The organism is Proteus alimentorum (genome assembly GCF_002607735.1).
Lineage (GTDB): Bacteria > Pseudomonadota > Gammaproteobacteria > Enterobacterales > Enterobacteriaceae > Proteus > Proteus alimentorum.
In genome coordinates this window covers 147,111-161,085 of record NZ_NBVR01000024.1, presented here as the reverse complement: position 1 = coordinate 161,085, position 13,975 = coordinate 147,111, and the positions used below count along the sequence as shown (strand labels likewise).

The 13,975-nt window shown below is 38.6% G+C and carries 8 protein-coding genes; 3 read left to right on the top strand and 5 right to left on the bottom strand.

What is annotated here, in order from left to right; all coding sequences use genetic code 11:
- Positions 1–33 precede the first annotated feature (33 nt).
- From B6258_RS07675 to B6258_RS07665, 3 genes are read left to right on the top strand one after another with little or no spacing between them, the layout of a single operon-like run.
- On the top strand, positions 34–2,199 hold the full coding sequence (locus B6258_RS07675) for an autotransporter family protein (RefSeq protein WP_099074759.1): 2,166 nt from the start codon (positions 34–36) through the stop codon (positions 2,197–2,199).
- Between the two features lie 11 nt (positions 2,200–2,210).
- Positions 2,211–5,276, top strand: coding sequence for a chondroitinase family polysaccharide lyase (locus tag B6258_RS07670; protein WP_099074758.1), 3,066 nt, complete (start codon positions 2,211–2,213; stop codon positions 5,274–5,276).
- Positions 5,277–5,330: 54 nt separating this feature from the next.
- Complete coding sequence (locus B6258_RS07665) at positions 5,331–8,372, top strand: chondroitinase family polysaccharide lyase (RefSeq protein ID WP_099074757.1); 3,042 nt, start codon at positions 5,331–5,333, stop codon at positions 8,370–8,372.
- 1,199 nt (positions 8,373–9,571) lie between these two features.
- On the opposite strand, the gene B6258_RS07660 is transcribed toward B6258_RS07665, so the two are convergent.
- The 5 genes from B6258_RS07660 to agaF all read right to left on the bottom strand — a co-directional run bounded on the left by B6258_RS07660 (position 9,572) and on the right by agaF (position 13,959).
- Positions 9,572–10,633 (bottom strand): glycoside hydrolase family 88/105 protein, encoded by a 1,062-nt coding sequence (locus B6258_RS07660; protein ID WP_099074756.1) that lies wholly within the window; start codon positions 10,631–10,633, stop codon positions 9,572–9,574.
- Between the two features lie 17 nt (positions 10,634–10,650).
- Positions 10,651–11,406 (bottom strand): 2-dehydro-3-deoxy-D-gluconate 5-dehydrogenase KduD, encoded by a 756-nt coding sequence (gene kduD, locus B6258_RS07655; RefSeq protein WP_099074755.1) that lies wholly within the window; start codon positions 11,404–11,406, stop codon positions 10,651–10,653.
- Positions 11,407–11,484: 78 nt separating this feature from the next.
- A complete protein-coding gene (gene kduI / locus B6258_RS07650) occupies positions 11,485–12,315 on the bottom strand; it encodes a 5-dehydro-4-deoxy-D-glucuronate isomerase (RefSeq protein WP_023581445.1) in 831 nt (276 codons plus the stop codon).
- Positions 12,316–12,358: 43 nt separating this feature from the next.
- On the bottom strand, positions 12,359–13,528 hold the full coding sequence (gene nagA / locus B6258_RS07645; RefSeq protein WP_099074754.1) for an N-acetylglucosamine-6-phosphate deacetylase: 1,170 nt from the start codon (positions 13,526–13,528) through the stop codon (positions 12,359–12,361).
- Positions 13,525–13,959 carry a PTS galactosamine/N-acetylgalactosamine transporter subunit IIA gene (agaF, locus tag B6258_RS07640; RefSeq protein ID WP_099074753.1) on the bottom strand — a complete coding sequence of 145 codons (435 nt, stop codon included), beginning with the start codon at positions 13,957–13,959 and terminating at the stop codon, positions 13,525–13,527. The genes nagA and agaF overlap by 4 nt, the downstream gene beginning before the upstream one ends.
- Between the last annotated feature and the right edge of the window lie 16 nt (positions 13,960–13,975).

The window sequence follows — 13,975 nt, the reverse complement described above, 5'->3', positions numbered from 1 at the left end:
TTAAAATCATATAATTGTTCATGGAGTTATATTGTGAAAAATAAAAAATTGTTATTTTTGAGCGCTGCTATTTTATCAGCTATTTATGGTTCAGCATGGGCGACAGAATGTGATCCCACTTTAAATATCTGTGAAACGGTTAATGTTAATGACGGTAATACCGCTCAAATAAATAAAGATATCACTGTTTCTCAAGGTGATGGCGTTGTATTTAATGGCTCATCAACAGAATACAAAGCTCAAGCAATTACAAAAAATATTACTGTAACGGGTGATGGCGCAAGTGCTATCAAGATAAACCAAGGGGCTTCATTTAGCAGTAATATCAACCTAAATGGTGCTAACGTAACCAGTGAAAATGGCACAGCCATATTAGTTGAAGGTGATTTCCCTAAACGAGGTACTGGCGTTTATGTAAGAGACGGTGCCATTATTCGTGGAAAAACGGCAGCTATTGATTTTAGAACACTGAAAACAGGCTTTAGAAGTGATGTAAATGGAGAGATCCACGGTGATATTCTAGGCAATGGGCATGCTGATACTAAAATAAATTTTGCTTATCAAGGCGGTGCTCAAAATGCCTTATTTGATGGGTATAAAATTACAGGTGTTCCATTAATTGAAAACCATGGCAATTTAACTATCCAAGGAAAAGACAAAACGATCCTCTGGGAAGGTAATTTCATGAATAAGGAAAATAGCCAGCTAATTTTCCGCCTTGATGATAATACCAATACTGATGAAACTATTCTTCATGTTGACGGGGATGTCACCTTTAAAAAAGGTAGTCAAGCCAAATTGGATTTTAAAGGCACTAGTGTCAATAACATTATAAATAAAGATATTATTTTAATTTCTTCCAATTCAGCAATTAAAGATGAAGCTGGAATTACGGTTACTGACGCCAATGCTATTGCACCTGATGTTTCCCCTTTATTAGAAAAAACTGATTCATGGCTAGAAACTACGCCACCTAATATTAGTGGTGGTGTTAGTGGCAACCAGTTAGTTGCACGTTATGGTATTAGCTATGAAGGTGGCAATAATTTTATTAGTGCAGCTGAACGTGGTGGTGTCAATGAAAATGGATTAGCAGCAGCTAATTTTGTTATTCCAACTGTTTTAAATGAATTCAATAATACACGTAGCCAAGTTTCAGATGAAGCACTGAGTCTATTAGTCGCGGCTGGAAATGACGATAATAATATTGCTGCGTTATCGAATGATTTAGCCCCTATCGCTGATGGCAGTGATATTCAAGCCGGTTTAATGATGGTTGAAGATATGCGAAATAATATCTCTCACCGTTTTTTACGCTATGATAATCAATTACCTGTAGAAGAAAGAGAAGCTGGCTGGAATAGTTGGGCGAATATGCTATACGGTTACGGCACACAAAGTAATCAAGGTGGCATTAACGGTTACAACACTTACCGTACAGGTATTCAAATCGGTACTGATTACGAAATTAATCAAGATGCTCTTATCGGTGTTTCTTTTGCTTATAACTACGCCAAAGCTGATGCGAAACAACGTAACGCAAGCAAAGAAATTAACCATTTTGAATTTATGCCTTACACCGGTTGGTATAGTGACACATTATTCCTAAACGGTAATTTAAATATTGGTTATTACACTGTCGATAGCGAGCGTGATATCGGTGGCAATACCGGATGGCAAGGAAATACCAAAGCAAAAGGTGATTACTCTGGTGTGCAATTAGGCTATCAGATTAATGCGGGAACCTATTTTGATTTTGATTTCATCCATATTAAACCGATGCTGACTTACCAATATCAATGGCTCAATATTGATTCTTGGGAAGAAACAGGCTCTGCATTATCTATGCGTACTTATGGCCAACGCTATGCTGTTAATCAATTAGGTGGTTCAGTTGCTTTATGGAATAGCTATCAAACTTCTTATGGCAAATTAACACCATCCCTTAATCTGCGTTACTTTAAAGATATTGCTGGTGACAATAATATTAATCAACGCCATAGCCTTACCTATTTTAATACAGGGGGAAGTACCTTTGATATTAAAGGAAATCGTGTTGGTGGTGACATTATTAGTGCTGAAGTAGGGGCAAATCTCGATATTACCCAGTCGTTGAATTTAGGTACAACAATGGGATATCAGCGTTATGACAAATTCAATGAAGGACGCATTGGCTTCACCGTTAGCCAACGTTTCTAAGGAGAAAAATAATGCCGATATTTCGCTTTACTGCACTTGCTATAACATTGGGGCTATTATCAGCCCCTTATAATGCAATGGCTGCAACAAACAATCCTGCATTTGATCCTAATAATCTGATGCAGTCTGAAATATATCATTTTGCCCAAAATAACCCGTTAGCTGATTTCACAACAGATAAAAACTCGACACTGACGTTATCTGATAAACGTAGCATTATGGGAAACCAATCTCTTTTGTGGAAATGGAAAGGTGGAAGTAGCTTTATTTTGCATAAAAAGCTGATTGTACCGACAGATAAAGAAGCGTCTAAAGCATGGGGACGCGCATCTACCCCTGTTTTATCATTTTGGCTTTATAACGAAAAACCCATTGATGGCTATCTCACTATCGACTTAGGGGAGAAACTCAATTCAACCAGTGAAGCGCAAGCAGGATTTAAAGTAAAATTGAATTTCACTGGCTGGCGTGCTGTTGGGATCTCTTTAAATAACGATCTTGAAAATCGAGAGATGACCTTAAATGCCATGAATACCTCGTCAGAAGGCTCTCAAGATAGCATCGGTCGTGCTTTGGGTGCAAATGTTGATAGCATTCGCTTTCAAGCCCCTGCTAGTGTGGGGCAAGGTGAAATCTATATCGATCGCATCATGTTTTCTATCGATGATGCGCGCTATCAATGGTCTGATTATCAAGTGAAAACACGTTTATCAGAGCCTGAGATCCAATTTCATAACGTACAACCTCAGTTACCAGTAACGCCCGAAAATTTAGCTGCGATTGATCTTATTCGCCAGCGCCTAATTAACGAATTTGTTGGCGGTGAAAAAGAGACAAATCTCGCACTAGAAGAAAATATTAGTAAATTAAAAAGTGATTTTGATGCACTTAATATTCGCGTTTTAGCGGATGGAGGAATACAAGGGCGACATCTGATCACAGATAAACAAACTATTATTTATCAGCAAGAAAACCTTAATTCTCAAGATAAGCCACTTTTTGATAATTATGTCATTCTTGGTAACTACACAACATTAATGTTTAATATCAGCCGTGCTTATGTTCTTGAAAAAGATCCGGCACAAAAAGCCCAGTTAAAACAGATGTACTTATTAATGACAAAGCACTTATTAGACCAAGGCTTTGTTAAAGGGAGTGCATTAGTCACAACCCATCACTGGGGATACAGTTCTCGTTGGTGGTATATTTCTACACTATTAATGTCTGAGGCCTTAAAAGAAGCAAATCTACAAACTCAAGTTTATGATTCATTACTGTGGTATTCACGAGAGTTTAAAAGTAGTTTTGATATGAAAGTAGGAGCAGATAGTTCAGATTTAGACTATTTCAACACCTTATCTCGTCAACACTTAGCCTTATTACTACTAGAGCCTGATGATCAAAAGCGCATCAACTTAGTTAATACTTTCAGTCATTACATTACTGGTGCATTAACGCAAGTACCACCAGGTGGTAAAGATGGCTTACGTCCTGATGGTACAGCGTGGCGACATGAAGGTAACTATCCAGGTTACTCTTTCCCTGCCTTTAAAAATGCCTCTCAGCTTATTTATTTACTACGCGGTACACCATTTGCAGTGGGTGAAAGCGGTTGGAATAACCTGAAAAAAGCAATGGTATCAGCATGGATTTATAGTAATCCTGAAGTCGGATTACCTCTTGCTGGGCGGCATCCTTTTAACTCGCCGTCGTTAAAATCCGTCGCTCAAGGCTACTACTGGCTTGCAATGTCGGCAAAATCATCTCCTGATAAAAAGCTCGCTTCTATTTATCTTGCGATTAGTGATAAAACTCAAAATGAGTCGAGTGCTATTTTTGGCGAGACTATTGCGCCCGCAGCTTTACCTCAAGGCTTCTATGCCTTTAATGGTGGTGCTTTTGGTATCCATCGCTGGCAGGATAAAATGGTGACACTGAAAGCTTATAACACCAATGTTTGGTCATCTGAAATTTATAACAAAGATAACCGCTATGGTCGTTATCAAAGCCATGGTGTAGCCCAAATAGTCAGTAATGGCTCACAGCTTTCACAAGGCTATCAACAAGAAGGTTGGGATTGGAATAGAATGCCAGGAGCAACCACTATTCATCTTCCTCTTAAAGAGTTAGACAGCCCTAAACCTCATACGTTAATGCAACGTGGAGAACGTGGATTTAGTGGAACATCTGCCCTTGGTGGTAAATATGGCATGATGGCATTCGATCTTCTTTATCCTGCCAATCTTGAGCGTTTTGATCCTAACTTTACGGCGAAAAAAACGGTATTAGCCGCTAATAATCACTTAATTTTTGTCGGTAGCAATATAAACAGTAGTGATAAAAATAAAAATGTGGAAACCACCTTATTTCAACATGCCATAACTCCATTATTAAATACTATTTGGATTAATGGACAAAAGATAGAGAGTTTCCCTTACAAAACAACGCTAAAACAAGGTGATTGGATAATCGATAGCAACGGTAATGGTTATTTAATTACTCAAGCTGAAAAAGTGAATGTCAGTCGTCAACACCAGACTTCGGCTGAAAATAAAAATCGCCAACCTACAGAAGGAAACTTTAGTTCAGCGTGGATTGATCACAGCGTTCAACCTAAAGATTCTAGTTATGAGTATATGGTCTTTTTAGATGCAACTCCTGAAAAAATGGGAGAAATGGCAGAAAAATTCCGTAATGGTAATGGGCTATATCAGGTTCTTCGTAAAGATAAAGATATTCATGTTATTTACGATAAACTCAGCAATGTGACGGGATATGCCTTTTATCAATCCGCTTCAATTGACGATAAATGGATCAAAAAAGTCGATAAACCCGCCATTGTTATGACACATCAGGAAGGAAATACACTGACTATTAGTGCTGTAACCCCTGATTTAAATATGACACGCCAAAAAGCGGCAACTGCCGTTACTATCAATGTCATCGTCAACGGGAAATGGCAACCTACTGATAAAAATAGCAAAGTAAAATATCACGTTTCAGGTGATAACACTGAACTCACGTTTACCAGCTACTTTGGTATTCCACAAGAAATCAAACTTACCCCTCTCTCTTGATCTCATTAAAAGGAACGCACTTGCGTTCCTTTTTTATTTGTAGGAAATCTGATTATGCTAATAAAAAATCCTTTAGCCCACGCAATGGCATTAAGCTTATGTTTATCATTACCCGCACAAGCATTACCTTCTCTTTCTCATGAAACTTTCGGTGATATTTATCTCTTTGAAAATGAAATACCCAGTACCCTCACCATTTCAAATAATGATCAATTATCACTAAGTAAACAGCATGCTAAAGATGGAGAACAATCGCTCAAGTGGCAATATCAACCACAATCAACATTAACGTTAAATAATATAGTTAATTACCAAGACGATAAAAACACAGCTATACCACTCACTTTTATGATGTGGATTTATAATGAAAAACCTCAAGCCTCCCCATTAACATTGCAATTTAAGCAAAATAATAAAATTGCATTAAGTTTTGATACTCAGCTTAACTTTACGGGATGGCGAGGTATTGCGGTGCCTTTTCGTGATATGCAAGGCTCGGCAAAAGGTCAGTTGGATCAATTAGTGATAACAGCCCCAGATCAGGCAGGAACGCTCTTTTTTGACCAAATTATTATGAGTGTACCTTTAGATAATCGTTGGGCAGTTCCTGACTATCAAGTACCGTACGTCAATAATGCCGTAAATACGATGGTCAGTAAAAACTGGAGTGCTTTACTGATGTACGATCAGATGTTTAAAGCTCATTACCCAACTCTAAATTTCGATACTGAGTTTCACGATGATCAAGCTGAAATGGCATCAATTTATCAGCGCTTTGAGTATTATCAAGGAATTAACAGTGATAAAAAAATCACTTCAGACATGCTAGATAAAAATTTAGCTCTATGGGAAAAACTAGAATTAACACAACATACGGATGGATCAATAACAGGAAAAGCTCTCGATCACCCTAACCGACAACACTTTATGAAAGTTGAAGGTGTATTTAGTGACGAGACGAAAAAAGCATTACTTGATACCAATATGCTAAGAGATGTGGGTAAAACACTTCTCCAAACTGCTATTTACTTACGTAGTAATTCCTTATCAGCAGTCGATAGAAAAAAATTAGAAGATCTCTATTTATTAGGAACTCGTTACGTCCTTGAGCAAGGTTTTACACGAGGTAGTGGTTATCAAATTATTACTCATGTTGGATATCAAACCAGAGAGCTTTTTGACGCATGGTTTATTGGTCGTCATATACTTGCAAAAAATAACCTTTTAGCACCTACTCAACAAGCAATGATGTGGTACAACGCCACAGGTCGAATTTTTGAAAAAGACAATGAAATCGTTGATGCAAACGTTGATATTCTCAACACGCAATTACAGTGGATGATAAAAAGCTTACTGATGTTGCCAGATTATCAACAACGTCAACAAGCCTTAGCCCAACTACAAAACTGGCTTAATAAAACCATACTAAGTTCAAAAGGTGTTGCCGGTGGTTTCAAACCTGATGGCTCTATTTTTCATCATTCGCAACATTATCCTGCTTACGCTAAAGACGCATTTGGTGGTTTAGCACCAAGTGTTTATGCATTGAGTGATTCCCCTTTTCGCTTATCGACTTCAGCACATGAGCGTTTAAAAGATGTTTTGTTAAAAATGCGTATCTACACCAAAGAGACTCAAATTCCTGTGGTATTAAGTGGTCGTCATCCCACTGGATTACATAAAATAGGGATAGCACCATTTAAATGGATGGCATTAGCTGGCACACCGGATGGTAAACAAAAATTAGATAGCACATTGGCTGCGGCCTATGCAAAATTAGATAACAAAGACAGTTTTGAAGGTATTAAAGCTGAAAATGAACCCACGGGTGCATGGACGATGAACTATGCTTCGATGGCGATACAGCGCAGAACATCAACTCAGTTACCACAACAAAGTTGGCTTGCGATTGCTCGTGGTTTTAGTCGTTATCTTGTGGGTAATGAAAGTTATGAAAATAACAATCGTTATGGCCGCTATTTACAGTATGGCCAATTGGAAATCATTCCAGCTGATTTAGCTCAATCCGGATTTAGTCATGCTGGATGGGATTGGAATCGGTACCCAGGAACAACCACAATCCATCTTCCATATAACGAACTTGAGGCAAAACTTAATCAATTACCTGCTGCGGGTATTGAAGAAATGTTGCTTTCAACAGAAAGCTATTCGGGAGCCAATACACTTAATAATAACAGTATGTTTGCCATGAAATTACATGGACACAGTAAATACCAACAACAAAGCTTAAGAGCCCATAAATCCTATTTCTTATTTGATAATAGAGTGATTGCATTAGGTTCTGGTATTGAAAATAATGATAAACGACATACGACAGAAACAACACTATTCCAATACGCGGTCCCTAAATTACAATCCGTAATGATTAATGGCAAAGAGGTTAATCAATTAGGCACTCAATTAACTTTAAATAATGCAGATACTTTAATTGATCCGGCTGGTAATTTATACAAGCTCACTAAAGGACAAACCGTAGAATTTAGTTATCAAAAACAGCATTCACTTGATGATAGAAATTCAAAACCAACAGAACAACTATTTGCAACAGCGGTAATCTCTCATGGTAACGCACCTAGAGATGCAAGTTATGAGTATGCGATAGCGATTGAATCACAAGATAATAAAGCACCTGAGTACACGATATTGCAACATAATAATCAATTGCATGCGGTAAAAGATAAAATCACCCAAGAAGAAGGGTATGCTTTTTTTGAAGCGACACAATTAAAATCACCTCAAGCAATATTATTATCGAGTGATGCACCTACTATGGTGATGGCTAAAGCACAAAACCAACAGTTAACATTGAGTATTGTTAATCCTGATTTAAATTTATATCAAGGCATTGAAGCTGAACAAATTGATAATAATGGAAATCAAGTTGAAGTCAGTGTTTATTCTCGTCAATGGCTAACGGCCGACTCTAAACCAATAAGTAGCACAGTTACCGTAAAAGGAGTGTGGAAATTAGCAACATCTCAATCAGGTGTTATTATTAAACATCAGAATGATAATACGCTTATTACGACTACGACAATACAAGCAACACCTATTGTAATTAGTTTAGTTAAGTAAATAATTTAATATTTCAATTAAAACCCTTCGATATAAAAATACCGAGGGGTTTATTATATTAGCGAATCAATTATTTATTTTAAATAACGAAAACAAATCGAACAATTTATTATTGATAATAAATGTGTTGTGCCCAATGATTATTTTGTTATTCTCTGCGCGGGTGCTTGGATCAATCTGGTTCAAGCATTTTGCAAGCACCAGAAAGAGAAAAGCCCCGATTATGTTATTTAACATTAACCGAGGCGGACTCAAACCCAACAATTTGATTCTGCCTCCATTTTTATCGGAGCGCAAGAGGAAATGAAAAAATATTCTTTAATCGGGCTAATGATCGCCACGATGATAATATCAAGTAACGTATTATTAGAGAATACACTTTTTGTTTATTCATACCAAATAATGGATATTTAATGATTCAGGTTAATATATTTTTTATTTGATATTAATCTTGTGGGGGAGCATTCCCCCACAGTTTCCTTTTTCAATTATTGTGTTTTACTCTAAGCACCCTAATTTACAATAAGAGGTAACAGATTGCTGTTACCTCTTATTTTATTAATTACACCCGTTAGCGAATCAATTATTTATTTTAAATAACGAAAACAAATCGAATAATTTATTATTGATAATAAATGTGTTGTCTCAAATAAATATTTTGCTATTCTCTGCGCGGGTGCTTGGATCAATCTGGTTCAAGCATTTTTTAAGACCCAGAAAGAGAAAAGCCCCGATTATGTTATTTAACATTAACCGAGGCCGCCTCAAACGTGACAACTTGATTCTGCCTCCTTATAGAGGAACTGTCAAGAAGATGAACAAATATTCTCTTATTAGTATGATTGTTATTAGTGTAAATATCACCATATTATTGATAACTTTATTCTATAACAATCCAATTGAGAATTTCACGATTAATAGTGAATATATAAATGTTCAGGTTAAGTTTATCAATAATAAACACTAACCTTGTGGGGGAGAAATCCCCCGCAATTTTCGAATTAAGTTATTACGGTTTAATCTAAGCACCCTAATTTACAATAAGAGGTAACAGGTTATTGTTACCTCTTATTTTATTAAATAAGCATAAAAAAGCCGACCCCTATTTTGGTCGGCATCCTAATTAGGAAAATATTGCGCGGAAGGCATGTAAGGCACAATAAAAACAACAAAGCGTCAATATCAAGGATCTCGCTATTTCACAAAAGTTTTAACACTTCACTCCCTGCTAATAAATAAGCACCAGCACCATAATCCATATTATGTTCAAACTTCACTTCACGAGGGTTAAATGCAGGAAGTTGAACCCAACCTATCATGCCATTGTCATGAATACAGGTTTGTAATGCTGACCATGCTTTATTTAATGCAGGGAAATAAATTTCTTTCTCTAATACTCCCTGATTAATTCCCCATGCAAGTCCATAACAAAAAAGCGCCGTTGCTGAACTTTCAGGTGCAGGAAAATTATCAGGATCTAACAAACTGGTTCGCCAAAAACCATCTGCATGTTGATAATCTAGGATGGATGTCGCTAATTCTTTAAACAACGCAATATAACGTTCACGCCCATGATAATCATCAGGCATATATTGAAGAATACGAGGAACGGAAGCTAAAACCCATCCAATACCACGACTCCAAAATACTTTCTCACCGTTAGCCTCACGCATTTCATTTCCTTGACCATCAGGAATATAACGGTGATCGCGGTAAATCAACCCAGTTTCAGGATCACGTAAATGCTCAATCGCATCCCAATAAGCCGTATGCATATAATCCAAATAACGTCGCTCGCCGGCAATTTCAGCCAATGCAGCAAAACCTGGAGGTGCCATAAAAAGTGCATCACACCACCACCAATCTTCACGACCCGGCTTAGGATCATTAAGCATAATCTCGAATGCTTTAACGGTTGGTTCAAGAATTTCAGATTGTTCAAAAAGCGGGCTTACTGAAAGGTAAGCTTGTACACAAACATGGTCATCCGCAAAACGTGCATTTGGCCCAGTTCTAAACCCTGTATGCAACGTGTAATTTAATACACCATTAAGATACTCTTCGTCTTGTGTTGCTTGCCATGCCGCACTCACGCAGGTCCATAAAACACCGCGTTCCCAATCTGTGTCTTTAATAAAACGTGTTTTACCACTACGACGGCGAACACAGCGAACTTGATTAGCCGACTGATAACGATAAACTCGTTTCATATTTTGCAATACGGTATCTCTTTGCAAAGCCTCTGTATTAGCGTGTTCCATCCTATTTCTCCATGAAATTAACGAGCTAACCAACCACCATCTACTGCAATTGTGTATCCATTAACATAATCACTGGCTTTAGAGGCCAAGAAAATTGCAGGACCTGCAACATCTTCTGGTGTTCCCCAACGCCCAGCAGGAATACGTTCTAAGATAGCCGCATTACGTGCTTCATCGGCACGTAATGCCGCCGTGTTATCTGTTGCCATATAGCCTGGTGCAATCGCATTTACGTTAATGTTGTATTGAGATAACTCCGTCGCTAACGCACGAGTTAATCCCATTACTGCAGATTTACTGGCAGTGTAAGACGGTACGCGAATACCACCTTGATAAGAGAGCATTGAAGCGATATTGATTATTTTGCCACCATCCCCTTGTTTCACAAATTGGCGAGCGACTTTTTGTGATAAGAAGAACAGTGTTTTTTGGTTAATATCAATCACATCATCCCAATCTTTTTCACTAAATTCCAACAAATCTTCACGACGAATAATACCCGCATTATTCACCAGAATATCAATACGCCCCATAACGGAAACCGCTTCATCGACTAAACTTTCTAGTCCATCTTGTTCCATTAAATTTTGAGTAATGTAGTGAAAACGTCGACCCAACGCTTCTACTTGCTGACGTGTTTCTGGTGCATCTTGAATTCCCACACCAACAATATCAGCACCAGCTTGCGCTAAACCGATTGCCATACCTTGACCTAAACCTGTATTACAACCTGTAACAATGGCAACTTTGCCACTTAAATCAAATAAATTCATGACGAAACCTCTTGGGTGTGGCAATCACTGCCACACCTTTTATTATTTGTAGGATAAGAGAAATATGACTATGGGTCGTTATTTCAGATCTTTCATTGCGACGTGATCCATATCGTGGAACACCTGATTTTCACCCACCATCCCCCAAATAAAGGTATAAGATGCAGATCCCACACCGGAGTGAATTGACCAGCTAGGGCTAATAACCGCTTGCTCATTACGTACCACTAAGTGACGTGTTTCAGTTGGTTCTCCCATATAATGGAAAACCACATTGTCATCTTTCATATCAAAATAGAGATACACTTCCATACGACGCTCATGGGTATGGCAAGGCATGGTATTCCATAAGCTGCCCGGCTCAAGAACTGTCATTCCCATGGATAATTGGCACGTTGGCAGAACTGATGGATGTAAGAATTTATAAATAGTACGAACGTTACAGTTTTCTGCATTACCAATTTTTTCTGGTGATGCTTGTTGTTGTGTTATTTTACGCGTTGGGTAAGTATGATGAGCGGGTGCACAATTCATATAAAAACGCGCAGGTGTTTCTACACAGTCGCTAGTAAATTCAACACTTTTAGCGCCCATTCCGATATAAATCGCTTCACGAGCACCAATATCAAACACTTCACCATCAACAATCACTTTGCCAGCACCGCCAATATTGATGGCACCTAATTCGCGTCTTTCTAAAAAGAAATCAACGCCTAATGCTTTACCTGCCATTAGCGCTAAAGGCTGTGTTGTAGGAACAATACCGCCAACAATAATGCGATCTATATGGCTATAAGTGAGATTCATTTCCCCTTCACAGAATAGGTTTTCAATCAGGAACTCCTTACGAAGTCCTTCTGTATCAAGCCTTTTAGCATGTTCACTATGAATTGGCTGACGAATTTCCATTATAAATACCTCATTTTTACTGATAGGGTGCATAACTGAAAAGCTATGCATTTTCCCCGGATACAGAGTAAATATGATTTCCTCTGATGAATGTATCGGTGAGATGAAAACACTCATCCACCACAGCAAAGCTGGCTTGCCGTCCCGCTTTGATATAACCCAATTTATCGCCGATACCGAGATACTCTGCTGGGATCGCACTTGCCATTTGTACCGCTTCCCACTCAGGGACATGCGCTAGTTGCACCATATTTCTTAATGCACTATCTAAGCTACAAGTACTCCCAGCCAAAGAGCCATCGGCTGTTTTTGCTTGACCATTGGTTACGCTGACGGTTTGAGCACCCAGCGTGTAGTCACCATCAGGTAATCCCCCTGCTCGCATGCAATCTGTAATTAAAGCGAGTTGTTGGTAGCCTTTCATCCGATACGCTAATTGCATCATAACGGGATGAACATGAATGCCATCGGCAATCAACTCTGCCAATACATTGTGATACAACACAGCACCACAACATCCCGGCTCGCGATGATGAAGTCCCGTCATACCGTTATACAAGTGCACGCCACAATCAGCACCTCGTAAAAATGCATCTGACGTTTGTTCATAAGTTGCCGCTGTATGTGCCACACTAGGTTTAATACCTCGATTGACCAACCAATCAATCGCTTCTATCGAACCTTGTGCTTCTGGCGCAACAGCGACACGCAATAATGTATCGCCCGCACTTTCAAGCAGTGTTTCTAGCTCTGATATTGTCGGTGCTTTTAGATATTTCACCGGATGCGAACCTCTATGGCGCTCAGTAAAATAAGGTCCTTCTAAAAAGCTGCCGAGTAATAACGCACCTGACGTTTGTGGCTTTGATAAAAACTCACGTACTTGTGATAATGCTTGACGAATATCATCCATAGGTGCTGTTACTGTTGTACCAACCCATGCAACCACACCTGTTTTCACTAAAGCATCGGCAATGGTTTGTAACCCTTGCTGAGTCGCATCCATGACATCCGCACCTTCACGACCATGAATATGAATATCCACAAAACCCGGGAGTAACGATTTCCCTTTTAGGCGAATAATGGGGCAATCTGTTGGTGCTTGCGTGGTGATAGACTCAATATTTTCACCTTTAACACAGACATAACTGAGATAGCGAATACCTTCTGGTGTAAAGGTTCTATCTGCCAAAATGGCATATCGCTGACTCATAAGCCGTCTTCTTCTTCAAGATCATTGCTGTCTATTTGAGCCAATTGCTCACGAATATCTTGAATACTTTCTTGACCTATTTCGCGTAACGTTTGCACTAATTCTGACGCTGAACACCCTTCTCGTTCAAAAGCTGCATTAACAATCATCGGTAGATTCACACCTGCTAACACTTCAACAGCAGGATTTTGCATCATAATTGCCATTGCACGATTACAAGGGGTTCCACCAGGTAAATCCGTTAAAAAGAGATATTGCTGACATGACATTGAGTCAATCGCTTCACGCATTTTTTCTTCTAATTCATCAGGGGAAATTGACTCAACAAAGTCAATAAACGCGATATCTTCCTGCTCTCCAGCAATCGCTTTTACGGCTGATGCCATGCCTGAGGCAAAATTAAGATGTCCTGAAACAATAAGACCTATCATGAGTGGCTCCTTGCGA